This window comes from Kitasatospora sp. NPDC028055 (genome assembly GCF_040637885.1).
Taxonomy (GTDB): Bacteria; Actinomycetota; Actinomycetes; order Streptomycetales; family Streptomycetaceae; genus Kitasatospora.
Map to the genome: position 1 here is coordinate 1 of NZ_JBEZXE010000069.1, position 16,466 is coordinate 16,466.

Below are 16,466 nucleotides of genomic sequence, written 5' to 3' on the forward strand. Positions count from 1 at the left end.
CTGGGTGTGCCGCAGGTGACGCTGCTGTCCGAGGTGTCGGTCGAGGGCGGTGTGGTGAAGGGCCGTCGGGACGGTGACGCGGCGACCGAGCTGGTCGAGGCGGCGCTGCCGGCGGTGGTCTCGGTGACGGACCAGTCGGGTGAGGCCCGGTACCCGTCGTTCAAGGGGATCATGGCGGCGAAGAAGAAGCCGGTGCAGTCGCTGGACCTGGACGACCTGGGCATCGAGGCGGACGAGGTCGGTCTGGCGGGTTCGTGGACGGCGGTCGACTCGGTGGCGGCGCGTCCGGCGCGGACCGCGGGCACGGTCGTCAAGGACGAGGGCGAGGGCGGCAAGCAGCTCGCCGCGTTCCTGGCCGGCCAGAAGTTCATCTAGTCCGCGCCCGTCAGCGCATCCAACGATCGATCAGGAGCAACGAATCATGGCTGAGATCCTGGTTCTGGTGGACCACGCCGATGGCGCGGTCCGCAAGCCGGCCCTCGAACTGCTGACCCTGGCCCGCCGCATCGGTGAGCCGTCCGCCGTCGTGCTGGGCGCGGGTGCCGCGGCCGCCGACATCGCCGCCAAGGCCGCCGAGTTCGGTGCCGCCAAGGTGTACGTCGCCGACGGCGCCGAGTTCGCCGACCAGCTGGTCGTCCCCAAGGTGGACGCCCTGGCCCAGATCGCCAAGGCCAACGACGTGGCCGCGGTGCTGGTCACCTCCTCCGGTGAGGGCAAGGAGGTCGCCGCCCGCGTGGCGCTGCGGATCGGCTCCGGCATCATCACCGACGCGATCGACCTGGAGGCCGGCGACGGCGCTCCGGTCGCCACCCAGTCGGTGTTCGCCGCCTCCTTCCAGGTGAAGTCCACGGTCACCAAGGGCGCCCCGGTCATCACCGTGAAGCCGAACGCCGTCGCCCCGGAGGCCGCCCCGGCCGCCGGCGCGGTGGAGAACGTGTCGGTGGAGTTCACCGGCAACGCCGCCAAGGTCACCTCGCGCACCCCGCGCGTCTCCACCGGCCGCCCCGAGCTGACCGAGGCCGCCATCGTGGTCTCCGGCGGCCGTGGCGTCGGTGCCGCCGAGGGCTTCGGCGTGGTCGAGGAGCTCGCGGACGCGCTCGGCGCGGCCGTCGGTGCCTCGCGCGCCGCCGTGGACGCCGGCTGGTACCCGCACAGCAACCAGGTCGGCCAGACCGGCAAGCAGGTCTCGCCGCAGCTCTACATCGCGGCGGGCATCTCCGGTGCCATCCAGCACCGGGCCGGCATGCAGACCTCGAAGACCATCGTGGCCGTCAACAAGGACCCCGAGGCCCCGATCTTCGAGCTGGTCGACTACGGCGTGGTCGGCGACCTGTTCCAGGTGCTGCCGCAGCTCACCACCGAGGTGAAGTCCCGCAAGGGCTGATCCGCGGGACGGTCCCGAGGACCGGAGGGCGTGGTACCGGGTGCTCGGTGCCACGCCCTCCGCCGTCGTGCCCCGGGCCGCGGGGAGCGCCGCGCCGGCCCGTAGAGTCGGCCCGACGGCGCCCGGGGGCGGGAGCCCCCGGTGCGAACAGGGCGAGGACGAGGGCGAGGACCGAAGCATGGCACTGCTGACGGCACTTCATGGCGACCACGGCGACGCGGCGGACGCGCTGCGGATCGACGGCCGGACGCTCTCCCGGGAGGAACTCCTGGGCGCGGCGACCGCGGTGGCCGACCGGGTCGCCGGGGCACCCGCGCTGGCGGTGCTCGCCCGGCCCACCCTGGAGACGGTCACCGCCGTGGTCGGCGGACTGCTGGCGGGCGTCCCGGTGGTGCCGCTGCCGCCCGACTCGGGCCCCAAGGAGCGCGAGCACATCCTGCGGGACTCGGGCGCCGCGCTGCTGGCGCACGCCGCCGGGGAGGACGCGCCCGACGACGGGCCGGTGGCGGCCCTGCCCGTGGACCCCGCCGAGCGTTCGGCGACCAGCTACGCCGAACCGGCCGCCGACGCGACCGGGTTCGTGCTCTACACCTCGGGCACCACCGGCGCGCCCAAGGGCGCGGTGATCCGGCGGGCGGCGATCGCCGCCGACCTGGATGCCCTCGCCGCCGCCTGGCAGTGGACCGCCGAGGACACCCTGGTGCACGGGCTGCCGCTGTTCCACGTGCACGGGCTGCTGCTCGGCGTGCTCGGAGCCCTGCGCACCGGCAGCCGGCTGGTGCACACCGGGCGGCCCACCCCCGAGGGGTACGCGCAGGCGGGCGGCAGCCTGTACTTCGGCGTGCCCACCGTGTGGTCCCGGCTGGCGGCGGACCCGGCGGCGGCCGGGCGGCTGGCCCCGGCCCGGCTGCTGGTCTCCGGCAGCGCTCCGCTGCCCGTACCGGTCTTCGAGAAGCTGGCGGCGCTCACCGGGCACGCCCCGATCGAGCGCTACGGGATGACCGAGTCGCTGATCACCGTCAGCACCCGGGCGGACGGCGAGCGGCGCCCCGGCAGCGTCGGGCTGCCGGTGGAGGGGGTGCGCACCCGGCTGGTCGGCGAGGACGGCGAGCCGGTGCCGTACGACGGCGAGAGCGTTGGCGAACTGCAGGTCAGCGGCCCCACGCTGTTCAGCGGTTACCTCAACCGGCCGGACGCCGACGCCGAGGCCTGGACGGCGGACGGCTGGTTCCGCACCGGGGACGTCGCGGTGATCGGGGCCGACGGCTTCCACCGGATCGTCGGCCGGGCCTCGGTGGACCTGATCAAGAGCGGCGGCTACCGGATCGGCGCGGGCGAGGTCGAGGCCGCGCTGCGCGACCACCCGGCGGTCGCCGACGCGGCCGTGGTCGGCGCGCCGGACGAGGACCTCGGACAGGCGATCGTCGCGTACGTCGTGCCGGACGGCGCCGTGACGGGGGAACAGCTGACGGCCTTCGTGGCGGAGCGGCTCTCGGTGCACAAGCGCCCGCGGCGGGTCGTGCTGGTACCCGAACTGCCCAGGAACGCGCTGGGAAAGGTGTTGAAGAAGCAGCTCCTGACGGAGCACCGCGGGCACTGATGAGGGGGCGTCGGGACACGCCCGGCGGTGACGGGTGTTCACCCTGATGCGCCGTCGGCGACCGGAGCCCGGAAACCTTCCTTTGGCGCACTCCACTGCGCGCGGTGAGCGGACGCGTGCCTAACGTGACGAGCAGGCAGAACTGAATCCACGGGAGACATGCCGCGGCCCCCGGTCGCACGGCCGGGGGCCGCGGCAGGTCGGACCGGGGACTGCCGAAGGTACGGACCGGCGAAGCCGGGGCGTACCGCGTGTCCGCAGCAGTTTCCGCAGCCGCCCTTCCGGCGGCCGTACGCCGCAGTGCGTTCGCAGCAGTGAAGGAAGTCAGCAGGGATGACCACCGTCAACACCGGCGCACCGGATGCCGCCGACGAACCGACCGGGCAGCACGCCCCCGCCCTCGCCGCCCGCCCCGCCACCACCGCCCGTCCCTCGCGGGCCGCGCGGATCCGTCGGGGGATAGGCATGGCGGCCGCGATCGCGGTCGGCGTGGGGACCATCGGGCTCGGCACCGGGGTGACGCCCGCCGCGGCCGAGAAGGCCCCGGCGCACGCCGGGTGGGACGGCTCGCGGTACTGGTTCAAGAACAGCCAGGGGCAGTGGCGCTGGACCACCCACTACAGCGTGTACGTGGCGCGGACCGGCGGCGCCAAGTCCTCGGCGAAGTCCTCGTCCTCCGCGAAGTCCGCCAAGTCCTCGAACAGCGGGATCAAGCAGGGCTGGGACGGCTCGCGGTACTGGTTCAGGAACAGCAAGGGGGAGTGGCGCTGGACCACCCACTACGACATCTACCTGCAGCGCACCGGCGGCTCCGCGTCCTCCTCCGGTTCCTCCGGCTCCTCCCACGAGGTGGCGGCGGACGCCGACGTCGAGACCGCGGTGGAGTACGCGCTCGCCCAGCTGGGCAAGCCGTTCCGGACCGCCGGCAACGGGCCGGACGGGTACGACTGCTCGGGCCTGGTGCAGCAGTCCTTCCGGCGCGGCGGCATCGACCTGCCGCGGGTGGCCAACGACCAGTACGCGGCCACCACGCCGATCAAGGCGAGCCAGCTGCGCCGCGGTGACCTGCTGTTCTGGTCGCCGGACGGCACCGCGCGGGGCATCCAGCACGTGGCGATCTACCTGGGCGACAACCGGTACGTGGAGGCCGCGCGGCCCGGGACGCTGATCCGGATCTCCACGATCAGCAGCGGGTACTACCCCGCGTACATGGGGCGGCCGTAGCCCACGGGGTGCGGGGCGTCCGGCCGGTGGGCCGGGCGCCCCGCACCCGCGCCCGCACCCCGGTGCCCGGGCCGGGAGGGCGCTGCCGACGCGCGGTCAGAGGTCGGTCGGGCGGGGGAGGGCGCCGCGGGCGCCGAGCGCGGTGACGGCGAAGGCCCCGGCGGCGACGGCGGTGGCGGCCGCGTCGGGCAGGTCGGCCAGGCGGGCGAGGCCGGCGGCGAGCGCCCCGCAGAAGACGTCGCCGGCCCCGGTGGTGTCGACCACCCGGACGGTCGGCGCGGGCAGCCGGGTGAGTGCTCCGCCGGCGGCGACCAGGGCGCCCTCACCGCCGAGGGTGACCACCGCCCCCTCGCCCTGCCGGGCCAGCGCACGGGCCGCCCCGACGGCGTCCGCGGCACCGGTGAGCTGCCGGGCCTCGACGGCGTTGGCGACCAGCAGCGGGCGGCGTCCGGTGGGGCCGGGGTCGGGCAGGGCGCCGGCCGGGGCGGTGTTGTGCAGCCAGCGGGTGCCGCCGCGCGGGCCCGCGGCGGGCAGCGCCGCGGCGACGGCGCGGATGCACTCCGCGGGGACCTCGTTGCTGGTGAGGACGACGTCGACCGGGAGCAGGTGGAGCCGGGCCAGGGCCGCGCCGACCTCGTCCGGGGTCAGGTGGGCGTTCGCGCCGGGCACGACCACGATGCTGTTCTCCCCGGCGGGGTCGACCATGACGATCGCCTGGCCGGTGGGCGCGTCGGGGTGGGTGTGGACGGCGCCCGTCTCCACGTTCGCGCCGCGCAGGTCGTCGAGCGCCGCCTCGCCCTCGGCGTCGCGCCCCACCTTGGCCACCAGGTGGGTGGCGGCCCCCATCCGGGCCGCGGCCACCGCCTGGTTGGCGCCCTTGCCGCCGAACCCCCGGGTGGCGTCGGTGGCCAGAACGGTCTCGCCGGGCGCGGGGAGTACGGGGCAGCGGAGGATCCGGTCGGTGTTGACCGAGCCGATGACGACGACCCGGCCGGCGGGGAGCAGCTTCATGGGTTTCTCTGTACGCGGCGGGGTGCGGGCCGCGCAAGCGGTGCGACCGGCAAGCGGTGCGACCGGCGGGCGGTGAGGGCGGTGAGGCCGGGGGTAGGGAGCGGTGAGCGGGAGGACGGGGGAGCGGGAGGGCGCAGGGGCGGCGCGAGCGGCGTACGGTCGGGGCGCGCGCCGGAAGTCGGCCGGTCCGACTCCCTGTGCGAACGGTGTGGCGGCGGGGTGCGGCTTTGATGGCGGCCGATCCGCAAATATCCGTACCGGGCCCGTGGCCTGGGCACATGCCGCTGTCAAGGGGCGGGCCGGGGCGCGCGGGCGGGCGTGGCGAGCAGTTTTGGGGAGCGGCTTCGCGCGGGTACCACCACGGGTGGCGCTGGTTCGGCCGACGGGGGCGCTGCCCGGTGCGAACGGCATCGGGGCAAGTCGAGGGCAGGGGACGTTGTGATCGTCTGGGTCAATGGCACATTCGGGGCGGGCAAGACGAGCGCCTGCCGCGAGCTGGTGGAACTGCTGCCCGGGAGCGTGCTCTTCGATCCCGAGCTGGTCGGCTTCGGACTGCGCCGGATGCTTCCGGCCGACCGGCTGGCCACGGTGTCCGACTTCCAGGACCTCGCGGCCTGGCGTCGGCTGGTGCCCGAGACGGCCGCCGCGCTGCTCGGCGAGGTGGGCGGGCCGTTGGTGGTGCCGATGACCCTGCTCAGAGAGGACTACCGGGACGAGATCTTCGGTGATCTCGCCGCGCACGGGATCGCGGTGCACCACTTCGTCCTGGACCCCGAAGAAACGATCCTGCGAAACCGCATCGCCCACCGCGAGGAATGCCCGGGCGATCCGGAGCGCAGCGAGCGGGTCCGCACCTGGTGCCTGGAGCACCTGCCGCACTACCGGGCCGCCCGGCGCTGGCTGGTCGGCGACGCCCGGATGATCGACAACGGCGCGCTCACCCCGCGCGAGACCGCGCACCGGATCGCTGAACTCGTCCGGGTCGGCGCCGCGCGCTGTCCGATCGTCCAGGCCCCCGACCCGACCGGCGACACCGTGGCCTCGGCCGTGCTGTTCTTCGACGAGCAGGACCGGGTGCTGCTCGTCGACCCGGTCTACAAGCCCGACTGGGACTTCCCCGGCGGCGTGGTCGAACGCGGCGAGGCCCCCACCGACGCCGCCCTGCGCGAGACCGCCGAGGAGCTCGGGCTGCGCCTGGACCCCTCGGTGCTGCGGCTGCTCGCCGTCGACTGGGAACCGCGCACCGGCCCGCGCCGCGGCGGCCTGCGGCTGATGTACGACGGCGGCCTGCTGGACGACGCGGGCCGGCGGAACCTGCTGCTGCAACAGGAGGAGCTGCGCGGCTGCCGGTTCGTCACCCTGGACGAGTCGGCCGACCTGCTGCCGCCCAGCCGCTACCGGCGCCTGGCCGCCGCGCTGGACGCCCGGCGCAGCGGGGAACTGCGCTACCTGGAGGCGGGGTGCCGGGCGGCGCTCGGCCGCCTGGCCAGCACGGCGGACGCGGCGTAGCGCCGGAGGGCCGGGGGCGGACGGGCTGGGGGCGGACGGGCTGGGGGCCGACGGGCTGGGGGCCGACGGGCCGGGGGAGGAGGGCCGGGGCACCGGGCGGTGGCCCGGCCCCGGTTGGTGGCGCGGCCGGTGCGGGGGTCAGGATGGGGACATGCCGTTCACGCTGAGCCATCCCGCCGCCGTCCTGCCCCTGCTGCGCGCCGCCGGGGAGCGCGGGCCGTTGGTGGCCTCGGCGCTGGTGGCCGGGTCGATGGCGCCCGACGTGCCGTTCTTCGCCGAGTCGCTGCTGCCCGGGGTGTACGTGCACGGCGGGCTGACCCACGCCTGGTGGGCGGTGCCGACGCTGGACGTGGCGATCGCCGGCGCGCTGGTGGCGGGGTGGCACGGGCTGCTGCGCGCGCCGCTGGTGGGGCTGCTGCCCGAACGGTGGGCGGGCGGCGCCGAGGCGTTGACGGTCCGCCGGGCCGCGGCGGCCGGTGCGGGCGGTACCGGCGGCTGCGGCGGTGCCGGGGGCCTGGGCGCGGACGCGGCCTGGTTCGTGGCCTCGGCGGCGGTCGGCGCGGCCACCCACGTCGGCTGGGACGCGTTCACCCACGGCGGCCGGCTGGGCGTGCGGCTGCTGCCCGTACTGGACCGGACGGTGGCCGGGGTCCCGGTCTACGAGGCGCTGCAGTACGGGAGTTCGGCGCTGGCGCTGGCCGCGCTGGGCGGCTGGGCGGCGCGCGCGGTGCGGGCCGTGGAACCGGTGCGCCCGGCCGTGCGGCTGGCGCCGCGGACCAGGCGGACGGCCACCGCGGTGCTGGCCGCGGCCACCGCGGCCGGGGTGCTGCACCGGATCGCCCCGCTGCGCCGCAACCTCGTCCCGGAGGTGTGCTTCGGGGCCGGTGCCGGCCTCGCGGTGGGTGCGGTCGGCTACGCGGCGGTGGTCGCGGCCGCCCGCCGGTGGCGTGGCGGGCGGCCCGGGAACGGTGCGAACTCCCGTCAGGCGGTGCGCAGTTCCGCGTAGCGGCGGAGGAACAGGGCCTCGGTGAGGGCCATCCGCTCCAGCTCCTGCGGGTCGACGCTCTCGTTGACGGCGTGGATCTGGGTGGTCGGGTCCTCGACGCCGATCAGCACGATCTCGGCCTGCGGGTAGAGCGAGCGCAGGGTGTTGCAGAGCGGGATCGAGCCGCCCTCGCCGGAGGCGACCATCGGCGTGCCGAAGGCCTCGGCCATCGCCTCGCCCATTGCCTCGTAGGCCGGGCCGCTGGTGTCGGCGCGGAACGGCGCGCCGTTGCCCTGGCGCTCGACGGTCAGTCGGGCGCCGAGCGGGACCTGCGCCTCCAGGTGGGCGACCAGGGCGTCCTGGGCGGCCTCGGTGTCCATGCCCGGCGGGACGCGCAGGGAGATCAGCGCCTTGGCGGCGGCCTGCACCGAGGAGGTGGCGCCGATCACCGGCGGGGCGTCGATGCCGAGGACGGTGACGGACGGGCGGGCCCACAGCCGGTCGGAGACGGTGCCGGTGCCGGTCAGGGCGACGCCGTCGAGCACCTTGGCGTCGGCGCGGAACTGCTCCTCCGGGTACTGCACGCCCTCCCAGGTCTGGTCGGCGGCCAGCCCGGCGACCGCGACGTCGCCGTTCTCGTCGTGCAGCGAGGCGAGCACCTTGATCAGTGCCTGCAGCGCGTCGGGGGCGGCGCCGCCGAAGCCGCCGGAGTGGAGGTTGCCGGCCAGCGTGGTGATCGAGGCCTCGACCACCGTCATGCCGCGCAGCGTGGCGGTCACGGTCGGCAGGCCCGGGGCGAAGTTGCCGGTGTCGCCGATCACGATGACGTCGGCGGCGAGCAGCTCGGGGTGGGCCTCGGCGTAGCGCTCCAGACCGCCGGTGCCCTGCTCCTCGGAGCCCTCCACGATGACCTTCAGGCCGACCGGGTAGTCGTCGCCGTACACCTGGCGCAGCGCCCGCAGGGCGGTCAGGTGCATCAGGATGTTGCCCTTGCAGTCGGCGGCGCCGCGCCCGTACCAGCGGCCGTCGCGCTCGGTCAGCTCGAAGGCCGGGCTGTGCCAGCCGCTCTCGTCGAGCGGGGGCTGCACGTCGTAGTGCGAGTAGAGCAGCACGGTCGGGGCGCCCTCGGGGCCGGGCAGCTCGCCGTAGACGGACTGGGTGCCGTCCGGGGTGTCCAGCAGCCGGATGCCGGTCAGGCCCTCGGCGGCGAAGGCCTCGGCGACCCAGTGCGCGGCCTTCTGGCACTCCTCGACCGGGAACTGGCGCGGGTCGGCGACCGACTGGAAGGCGACCAGCTCGGCGAGGTCGGTGCGGGCACGGTCCATCAGGGACCGGACGGCGTCGGCCAGGGGCTGTGACATCGGGGCTCCGGAGGGGACGGGTCCGCCCGGGGGGTGGTAGGGGCGGAGGCGGTCGGTTGGGGTACCGCCGATCATAGGCTGAGCCGTCCGGAGGGCAGCGGGGAGCTTCCGGATCGGTGGGTGGTGCGGCGACCGGGGCACCGGGCGGACGCATAGGATTGGTCGACGTGACTGACTCCGGAAGCCCTGATTCCCGTAGCCCGATCGACAGCCCGTCGGACGTCCCGGTCGAGCGTCCGTCGGACGTCCCGGTCGACAGCCCGTCGCAAGCCCCGTCGGAGGGCCCTTCGGAGGGCCCGTCGCACGGCCCGCTCGACGAGGCGTCGCAGCCGCAGGACGGCGTCTGGGACGTCGTGGTGGTCGGCGCCGGACCGGCCGGGGCCTCGGCCGCGTACGCCGCCGCCGAGCAGGGCCGCCGGGTGCTGCTGCTCGACAAGGCCGAGCACCCCCGCTACAAGACCTGCGGCGGCGGCATCATCGGCCCGTCCCGGGACAGCCTGCCGCCGAACTTCGAACTGCCGTTGCAGGACCGGGTGTCGGCCGTCACCTTCGCCTACGACGGGCAGTACACCCGGACCAAGCGTTCCAAGCGGATGCTGTTCGGGCTGGTCAACCGGGACGAGTTCGACCTGCGGCTGGTCCGGTCCGCCAAGCAGGCCGGGGCGGTGCTGGTCACCGGAGTGACCGTCACCGGGGTCGAGCAGCGCGGTGGCGAGCACCGCACGGCCGTGGTCACGGCCGCCGACGGGCGCACCTTCGAGGCCCGGGCGGTGGTCGGTGCGGACGGCAGCGCCAGCCGGATCGCCCGGCACGTGGGCGTCACCTTCGACCAGATCGACCTCGGCCTGGAGGCCGAGATCCCCGTCCCGCCGCAGGTGGCCGCCGACTGGTCGGGCCGGATCCACCTCGACTGGGGCCCGCTGCCCGGCAGTTACGGCTGGGTGTTCCCGAAGACCGAGACCAGCAGCCTGACCGTGGGCGTCATCTCGGCGCGCGGTGACGGCGAGCGGACCAAGCAGTACCTCGCCGACTACATCCGGCGCCTGGGCCTGTCCGGCTTCCCCCCGCGGATCGAGTCCGGGCACCTGACCCGCTGCCGGGCCGAGGACTCGCCGCTCGCCCGCGGCCGGGTCCTGGTGGCCGGGGACGCCGCCGGACTGCTGGAGCCGTGGACCCGCGAGGGCATCTCGTACGCGCTGCGCTCCGGCCGGCTGGCCGGGGAGTGGGCGGTGCGGATCGCGGAGGCGGGTGACGCGGGCACGGTGCGGCGCGAGGCGCTGAACTACGCGTTCGCGATCAAGGCCGGGCTGGGCGTGGAGATGCGCGCGGGCAAGCAGCTGCTGAGCGCCTTCGAGCGGCGGCCGTACCTGTTCCACACGGCGGTCACCACGGTGCCGGCGGCGTGGCGGGCGTTCGCCCGGACCACCCAGGGGCACACCACCTTCGCGCAGCTGCTGCGGCAGAACCGGGCGGCGCGCAAGCTGATGGCGATGGCCGCCCGGTAGCGGGACCCGGTCCGTGCGGCCGGGCCGGCGCCCCCGTTCGGGGCACCGGCCCGGCCGGCGGTTCGGTGGCGGCTAACGGAGCCCGGTCACTTGAGCCCGGTGTCGAGGGCGGACATCAGGGTGCCCGACGGGGTGTCGCCGGACATCTCCCAGATCATGGCGCCGAGCAGGTTCTTCGATTTGAGGTAGGCCGTCTTCTGGGCGATCGACCAGGCGTCGTCGAAGGTCCACCACTGGCCGTTCGCGCCCGTGTAGCCGTACGTGGCAACGGACTTGGGATCGTGGTAGACGGTGAGCCCGGGCACGCCGGTGAGCAGGTTCTGGTACCCGCGGGTGCCCGCCTCCTCGGCGAACTGGCCGGGCGCCGCGCCGTTCGCGGACTGCCAGACGCCGTGGGCGCCGCCGTCCGCCACGCCTTGCCAGCCGCGCCCGTAGAACGGGAAGCCGATGGTCAGCTTGCGCGGGTTGACCCCGGCGGCGAGGTAGGTCCGGACGGCGCCGTCCACGCTGAAGTGGAAGTTGTAGGGGTCGTTCGGGTCGGAGTAGAGGTTGGAGGCTTGGCCGGTGCGGTTGGGCTCCCAGGAGTTGTCGCTGCCCGAGCCGTGGAAGTCGTAGCCCTGGACGTTGGCGATGTCGAGCGAGGTGAAGACCTTGCCGAGGTCCCAGCCGGCCGCGACCTTGGCCGGGTCGGCCGGGGTGAAGGCGGTGAGCAGCTTGTGCGGGCCGCCCAGTGCGTCGAGCTGCTTGCGGAACTCGGCCGCCAACAGGGTCAGGTCGGCCTTGTCGTTCGCGCTCCAGTGGTTGCCCGGGTGGCCGTCGCCGGAGCCGGGCCACTCCCAGTCGAGGTCGATGCCGTCGAAGATCCCGGCGGCGACGCCGTCCCCGCCGGCGCCGTTGTAGACGGGCAGGTTGCCCTTGATCCAGGTGTCCACGCAGGACTTGACGAACTTCTGCCGGGACGCGTCGGTCGCGGCGACGTCGGAGAAGTACTTGGAGTACGTCCAGCCGCCGAGTGAGACGACCACCTTGAGGTTCGGGTACTTGGCCTTGAGCTTCTTCAACTGGTTGAAGTTGCCCCGGAGTTTGCCCCAGCCGTCGTCGGCCACGCCGTCCACCGACTGGTCGGCGCTCATCGGGCGGGCGTAGTCGGCGTCGGCGTCACCGGCGCCGGTGCCCTGGTCCGGGTCCTCCGGGTTGGCGGTGGTGCCCTTGGTGACGCCCGCGAGGCAGGTCAGGTTGACCGGATCGATGTTCTCGAAGGCGTAGTTGACGATGTCGAGCTTGGCCGCGCTGCCCGAGGTGTCGAGGTTCTTGACGAAGTACTGGCGGCCGTAGATGCCCCACTGGACGAAGTAGCCGACCCGGGCGTACTTGCCGGCGCCGACGATGTCCGCGGTGGTCACGGCGAGCGGCGCGGAGGCGGGCGAGGCGTTGTCGGCGGGGTCGCGGGCCTGCACCGTGAAGGTGTAGGCGGTGGACGGCGAGAGGCCGCCGACGGACGCGGTCAGGGTGCCGCCGTCGACCGTCGTCACCAGGGTGGCGCCCTGGTAGACGTCGTACGCGGCGACCCGGACGTTGTCGGTGGCGGCGTTCCAGGCGAGCGTCACGTCCGAGGAACCGACCGACGTGGCACGGAGGTTGGTGGGTGCGGTCGGCGGGACCCGGTCCGTGGACGGGTCGAAGGTGGCGGCCGTCACGGGCGCGCTGAGCGGGCCGGTGTTGCCGCGGCTGTCCTTGGCCCGGACGGTCAGGGTGTACGTGGTGGCCGGGGTGAGCCCGGTGACCAGGGCGTTGGCGGTCGGGCCGGAGGCGAGCACGGTGGTGCCGCTCAGCACGTCGTAGGAGGCGACCGGGAAGTCCCCGCCGGTGGCGGCCGGCCAGCTCAGCGCGAGGGTGTGCGCCGTCGCCCCGGTGACGGTGGGGGTGCCCGGCGCGGACGGCGGGACGTCGGCGGAGCCGTCGCACTTGTCGCCGTTGACGCGGCAGTTGAGCGGGGTGGAGACCGGGCCGGTGCCGACGAACCAGAAGCTGTACGGCTCGGTGGTGCTGTGGGCGTTGACGGTCGCGTTGTAGTACGCGGCGGTGGCGGTGACGTGCCGGCCGTTGACGGTCGCGGTGCCGTTGCTGGTGTTGCCCATGGTGACGCCGGCGGGCAGGTCGAAGTCCAGGGTCCAGCCGGTGACGGCGGTGGCGTTGTCGTTGTGGACGATGTACGTGCCCTGCCACCAGGAGCCGTTGTCGGCGGTGGTGAAGGTGGCGGTGAGCCTGCCCGCCGCGCTCGCCGGGGCGGCGAGCGCGGTCAGGACGGCGAGTGGCAGGAGCAGGACGGACAGCAGCGCCAGCAGTCTGCTGCGCATGCGCGGGCGTCCCGCCCGGGATCGAGCGGACATGGTTCTCCCTGTGGCGGTGGGGGTTGGACAGGGTGACGTAGAACCGGTGGTGCTCCGTGTGCGATCGGTGCCCGCGCCGTGGGGGGCGGGGGCATGGGCACTGTAGGAGGACTGGACCAATGCGTCAACAGGTCTGTACCACTGGGGAGTTGGGGCGGCGGTGGGGGATCGGCCGGCCCGAGCGGCGTTACTCCGGGACGATCGCCGTGGCCTCGATCTCGATCAGCACGTCGGGCCGGAACAGGGCCGCGACCTGCATCGCGGAGGCGGCCGGGAGCGGCAGGTCGCCCAGGTACTCGTCCCGGGCCTCCCGGATCGCCGCGAGGTGGGCGATGTCGGTCATGAAGAAGGTGAACTTGACGACGTCCGAGAAGTCGGCGCCGGCGGCGGCCAGGCAGCGGCGCAGGTTCTCGAAGACCTGACGGGCCTGGGCCTTCGGGTCACTTGCGCCGACCAGGTTCCCGTGCTCGTCGAAGGCGACCTGTCCGGAGACCTGGACCAGCCGGCCGGTGCCGGTGACGACGTGGGTGTAGCCCTTCGCGGGGAACACGCCCGGCGGCTGGGTGATGTGGGTGAGGTGCGTGGTGGTCATGGTGCCCGATCGTGCTCCACCGTACGCCGGGACGGCAAGTGGCCGGCCCCGGTCAACCCGCCCGTCAGTGCACCCGTCAACGCACCCGTCAGCGCACCACTTCGGGCAGCTCGCGCCGGAACGTCCAGTCGGCGACGGGCAGTTGGGCGGCAGGGCCGGAGGAGCGCAGCACCACGTCCAGGACCTCGCCCGGGTCGGCGGCGTAACCCCCGCTGGCCCAGGCGGCGTTGGCCTCGACCACCGCCCAGCCCCGGTCCGTCCGTCCGACGTCCACCACCACCGCGCTCGGCAGCGGGGCGTGCGAGGCCGAGGCGGCCAGCACGTCGCGGGCGAAGGCCAGCACCTCGGGGCCGTCCGCCCCCAGCGGTGCGACGGACAGGTCACCGTCCTGCGCGTAGCGCGAGCCCGTCCGCACCGCGCCGTCCAGGACGAACAGCCGGAACTCCGTGCGGAACCGGACCACCTCGCTCACCAGTACGCGGGTGTCCCCGTCCAGCAGAGCGGGGCCGGGAAGCGCGCGGCCGTCGGGGTAGACCCGGGCGGCGAACAGCTTGTCCGCGGGCGGCTTCACGAAGGCCGGGCCGCGCAGCCCACGGGCCTCGGCCAGCGTGGTCGCGGACACCCGTCGGCCGGTCAGTCCGAGCGGCAGCCGGGCGAGCCAGTCCTCGGCCGGCTCCAACAGGGCGAGGCCGAGCTCCCGGCCGACCGCGTCCGCGAACAGCGGCCCGCCGTACACGTGCACCGCGGCGCCGAGCAGGTCACGCGGCGCCTGCCAGGAGGCGGCGGTGCGTGCGCGCAGGCCGCGCAGCCCGGCGGCGGTGCGCAGCTGGAGGCCGGTCTCGTTGATCCGCGGGGCGAGCAGCAGGACCGGGGGGTCGGTGGTCATGGGTTCATGCTGACGGGCGGACCACGGCTGCCACCAGCGGTTTTCGGCCCGGCGGCCGGAGGGCCGGGGCCGCCGGGGCCCGTACGGCTCCGGCCGGGCGGCAACGGGCGGCTCCGGCCGAGGGGTGCCGATCGGCTCTGGCCGAGGAGCGGGTGGGCGTGCCAGAGTCGTGCGGGCGCGGTCCGGGCACCCCGGTCCGCGCCCGCAGTCCGACCCACCCTCAGCCGGAAGGCAGGCCCACGCCGATGACCAGCGCAGAGCCCCTCGTCCGCGTCACCACCGCGGACGCCGTCACCACGCTCACCCTCGACTCGCCGCACAACCGCAACGCACTCTCCTCCCGCCTGATGTCCGAGCTGCACGCCGGACTGGCGGTGGCCGCGGCCGACCGGGACGTCCGTGCGGTGGTGCTCACCCACACCGGCAAGGTGTTCTGCGCGGGTGCGGACCTCTCCGAGGCGACCGGCGCGGACCCGACCGTCGGCCCGCGCGGCCTGGTCGAGCTGCAGAAGGCGATCGTGGACTGCACCAAGCCGGTGATCGCCGTGGTCGACGGGCACGCCCGGGCCGGCGGCCTCGGCCTGATCGGCGCGGCGGACCTCGCCGTCGCCGGACCGGCCGCGACCTTCGCCTTCACCGAGGTCCGGCTCGGCCTGGCGCCCGCCGTCATCTCGCTGCCGCTGCGCCCCAAGCTGGAGCCGCGCGCCGCCTCCCGCTACTACCTGACCGGCGAGGTCTTCGACGCCGCCGAGGCGGCCCGGATCGGTCTGATCACCCAGGCGGCCGACTCCAGCGAGTCCACCGGGGTGCTGGTGAAGGGTCTGCTGGACGCGCTGCGCCAGGGCTCGCCGCAGGGGCTGGCGGAGTCCAAGCGGCTGGCCAACGCCGAGGTGGCGCGGTCCTTCGAGCGGGACGCGGACGAGCTGGTACAGCTGTCGGCGCGGTTGTTCGGGTCGGCGGAGGCGCAGGAGGGGATGCGGTCCTTCCTGGAGAAGCGGCCGGCGGCCTGGGTGCGCTGAGCCGCGGGCTGGGCTGGGCCTCCGGCTGGGCGCGGCCCCGGCCCAGCCCGGCCGGCAAGGGGGGGCGGTCCGGGGCGGTGCGGAAGGGAGCGGTGGGGCCGGTGTGATGTCGGCCTCCCGGTCACCGGGCGGACGCTACGGGCCGGTAACGTGAGCGCATGCCGATAACCCGTTCCCTCCTCTCCACCGTCCGGGACGGCGGCCGCCGGGCCGCTGGGCGCCTCGTCCACCGGGGCTGGCGCTGGGTGCAGCGGACCGGCGCGGTCAGCAACCGGAACCCCGGTCCGTACCGGTTCGGCGAGCTGGGTGACGGCACCACCCTCGCCTTCCCGCTCGGGGCGGTGTTCAACGAGCGGTGGATCACCATCGGGCCGTTCTCGATCATCGGTGAGCGGGTCACCATCAGTGCGGGCTTCCTGCCCGGGCTCGACCTCGGGCCGGAGCCGATCGTGCGGATCGGCGGCGGTTGCGTGATCGGGCGGGACAGCCACATCGTCGGCCACCAGTCGATCGTGATCGGCGACGACGTCTGGACCGGCCCCGGGGTGTACGTCAGCGACCAGGCGCACGAGTACCGGGACACCGAGCTGCCGATCGGCAAGCAGTGGCCGCGCAACGAGCCGGTGGAGATCGGCACCGGCAGCTGGATCGGTACCGGCGCGGTGATCATGCCGGGGGCGCGGATCGGCCGCAACGTGGTGGTCGCGGCCGGTGCGGTGGTGCGCGGCGAGGTGCCCGACCACAGCGTGGTCGCCGGTGCCCCGGCCAAGGTGGTCCGGCGGTGGACCGAGGAGGAGGGCTGGCAGCCGCCGCTGCGGCACGAACCGCCCCGGCCGGTGCCGGACGGGGTGACGGCGGAGCAGCTGCGCGCCCTGGTGGGGTGGGACCTGCGGTTGCCGGGGGAGCGGGACTGAGGTCGTTCGGTCGATCCCAGCGGTGCACCGGCCTCCAGCAGGACGGCGTCGTCGGCCCGCTGACCTGGGCCGTTGAGCCCGGGCCT

General features: G+C 74.8%; 13 protein-coding genes and 1 pseudogene. 9 read left to right on the top strand and 5 right to left on the bottom strand.

Features of this window, described 5'->3' with window-relative positions; genetic code table 11:
• From AB0F71_RS36935 to AB0F71_RS36950, 4 genes and pseudogenes are all read left to right on the top strand, one after another.
• A pseudogene (locus tag AB0F71_RS36935) lies at positions 1 to 375 on the top strand (electron transfer flavoprotein subunit beta); the annotation flags it as partial.
• Between the two features lie 46 nt (positions 376 to 421).
• Positions 422 to 1,384 (top strand): electron transfer flavoprotein subunit alpha/FixB family protein, encoded by a 963-nt coding sequence (locus AB0F71_RS36940; RefSeq protein WP_360244650.1) that lies wholly within the window; start codon positions 422 to 424, stop codon positions 1,382 to 1,384.
• A 178-nt stretch (positions 1,385 to 1,562) separates the two neighbouring features.
• Positions 1,563 to 2,984 carry an acyl-CoA synthetase gene (locus tag AB0F71_RS36945; RefSeq protein ID WP_360244653.1) on the top strand — a complete coding sequence of 474 codons (1,422 nt, stop codon included), beginning with the start codon at positions 1,563 to 1,565 and terminating at the stop codon, positions 2,982 to 2,984.
• Positions 2,985 to 3,317: 333 nt separating this feature from the next.
• Positions 3,318 to 4,208 carry a C40 family peptidase gene (locus AB0F71_RS36950; protein WP_360244656.1) on the top strand — a complete coding sequence of 297 codons (891 nt, stop codon included), beginning with the start codon at positions 3,318 to 3,320 and terminating at the stop codon, positions 4,206 to 4,208.
• 96 nt (positions 4,209 to 4,304) lie between these two features.
• On the opposite strand, the gene AB0F71_RS36955 is transcribed toward AB0F71_RS36950, so the two are convergent.
• Positions 4,305 to 5,219, bottom strand: coding sequence for a PfkB family carbohydrate kinase (locus AB0F71_RS36955; protein WP_360244659.1), 915 nt, complete (start codon positions 5,217 to 5,219; stop codon positions 4,305 to 4,307).
• Between the two features lie 438 nt (positions 5,220 to 5,657).
• On the opposite strand from AB0F71_RS36955, the gene AB0F71_RS36960 reads away from it, so the two are divergent.
• Together AB0F71_RS36960 and AB0F71_RS36965 are read left to right on the top strand one after the other, a co-directional pair.
• Complete coding sequence (locus AB0F71_RS36960; RefSeq protein WP_360244662.1) at positions 5,658 to 6,728, top strand: NUDIX domain-containing protein; 1,071 nt, start codon at positions 5,658 to 5,660, stop codon at positions 6,726 to 6,728.
• A 151-nt stretch (positions 6,729 to 6,879) separates the two neighbouring features.
• Positions 6,880 to 7,734, top strand: coding sequence for a DUF4184 family protein (locus tag AB0F71_RS36965; protein WP_360244665.1), 855 nt, complete (start codon positions 6,880 to 6,882; stop codon positions 7,732 to 7,734).
• Here AB0F71_RS36965 and AB0F71_RS36970 read toward each other — a convergent pair.
• Positions 7,710 to 9,074 carry a dipeptidase gene (locus tag AB0F71_RS36970; RefSeq protein WP_360244668.1) on the bottom strand — a complete coding sequence of 455 codons (1,365 nt, stop codon included), beginning with the start codon at positions 9,072 to 9,074 and terminating at the stop codon, positions 7,710 to 7,712. The two genes, AB0F71_RS36965 and AB0F71_RS36970, sit on opposite strands and share 25 nt — an antisense overlap.
• 353 nt (positions 9,075 to 9,427) lie before the next feature.
• Between AB0F71_RS36970 and AB0F71_RS36975 the strand changes: the two genes are divergently transcribed.
• Positions 9,428 to 10,579: a geranylgeranyl reductase family protein gene (locus AB0F71_RS36975; protein WP_360244724.1), complete on the top strand. Its 1,152-nt coding sequence runs from the start codon at positions 9,428 to 9,430 to the stop codon at positions 10,577 to 10,579.
• Between the two features lie 86 nt (positions 10,580 to 10,665).
• Here AB0F71_RS36975 and AB0F71_RS36980 read toward each other — a convergent pair whose 3' ends face one another.
• The 3 genes from AB0F71_RS36980 to AB0F71_RS36990 form a co-directional block, all read right to left on the bottom strand.
• Positions 10,666 to 12,936: a glycosyl hydrolase family 18 protein gene (locus AB0F71_RS36980; protein WP_360244671.1), complete on the bottom strand. Its 2,271-nt coding sequence runs from the start codon at positions 12,934 to 12,936 to the stop codon at positions 10,666 to 10,668.
• 220 nt (positions 12,937 to 13,156) lie between these two features.
• Positions 13,157 to 13,561 carry a RidA family protein gene (locus AB0F71_RS36985; RefSeq protein ID WP_360244674.1) on the bottom strand — a complete coding sequence of 135 codons (405 nt, stop codon included), beginning with the start codon at positions 13,559 to 13,561 and terminating at the stop codon, positions 13,157 to 13,159.
• Between the two features lie 88 nt (positions 13,562 to 13,649).
• Positions 13,650 to 14,447 carry an ATP-grasp domain-containing protein gene (locus AB0F71_RS36990; protein ID WP_360244677.1) on the bottom strand — a complete coding sequence of 266 codons (798 nt, stop codon included), beginning with the start codon at positions 14,445 to 14,447 and terminating at the stop codon, positions 13,650 to 13,652.
• 245 nt (positions 14,448 to 14,692) lie between these two features.
• On the opposite strand from AB0F71_RS36990, the gene AB0F71_RS36995 reads away from it, so the two are divergent.
• On the top strand, positions 14,693 to 15,466 hold the full coding sequence (locus tag AB0F71_RS36995) for an enoyl-CoA hydratase family protein (protein WP_360244680.1): 774 nt from the start codon (positions 14,693 to 14,695) through the stop codon (positions 15,464 to 15,466).
• Positions 15,467 to 15,624: 158 nt separating this feature from the next.
• Positions 15,625 to 16,380: a DapH/DapD/GlmU-related protein gene (locus AB0F71_RS37000; protein WP_360244683.1), complete on the top strand. Its 756-nt coding sequence runs from the start codon at positions 15,625 to 15,627 to the stop codon at positions 16,378 to 16,380.
• Positions 16,381 to 16,466 lie beyond the last annotated feature (86 nt).

What these genes read in the sequence shown, in the direction of transcription:
- AB0F71_RS36940 (WP_360244650.1), top strand. Translation starts at nt 422, where the DNA reads ATGGCTGAGATCCTGGTTCTGGTGGACCACGCCGATGGCGCGGTCCGC.
- AB0F71_RS36945 (WP_360244653.1), top strand. Translation starts at nt 1,563, where the DNA reads ATGGCACTGCTGACGGCACTTCATGGCGACCACGGCGACGCGGCGGAC.
- AB0F71_RS36950 (WP_360244656.1), top strand. Translation starts at nt 3,318, where the DNA reads ATGACCACCGTCAACACCGGCGCACCGGATGCCGCCGACGAACCGACC.
- AB0F71_RS36955 (WP_360244659.1), bottom strand. Translation starts at nt 5,219, where the DNA reads ATGAAGCTGCTCCCCGCCGGCCGGGTCGTCGTCATCGGCTCGGTCAAC.
- AB0F71_RS36965 (WP_360244665.1), top strand. Translation starts at nt 6,880, where the DNA reads ATGCCGTTCACGCTGAGCCATCCCGCCGCCGTCCTGCCCCTGCTGCGC.
- AB0F71_RS36970 (WP_360244668.1), bottom strand. Translation starts at nt 9,074, where the DNA reads ATGTCACAGCCCCTGGCCGACGCCGTCCGGTCCCTGATGGACCGTGCC.
- AB0F71_RS36980 (WP_360244671.1), bottom strand. Translation starts at nt 12,936, where the DNA reads ATGCGCAGCAGACTGCTGGCGCTGCTGTCCGTCCTGCTCCTGCCACTC.
- AB0F71_RS36985 (WP_360244674.1), bottom strand. Translation starts at nt 13,561, where the DNA reads ATGACCACCACGCACCTCACCCACATCACCCAGCCGCCGGGCGTGTTC.
- AB0F71_RS36990 (WP_360244677.1), bottom strand. Translation starts at nt 14,447, where the DNA reads ATGACCACCGACCCCCCGGTCCTGCTGCTCGCCCCGCGGATCAACGAG.
- AB0F71_RS36995 (WP_360244680.1), top strand. Translation starts at nt 14,693, where the DNA reads ATGACCAGCGCAGAGCCCCTCGTCCGCGTCACCACCGCGGACGCCGTC.
- AB0F71_RS37000 (WP_360244683.1), top strand. Translation starts at nt 15,625, where the DNA reads ATGCCGATAACCCGTTCCCTCCTCTCCACCGTCCGGGACGGCGGCCGC.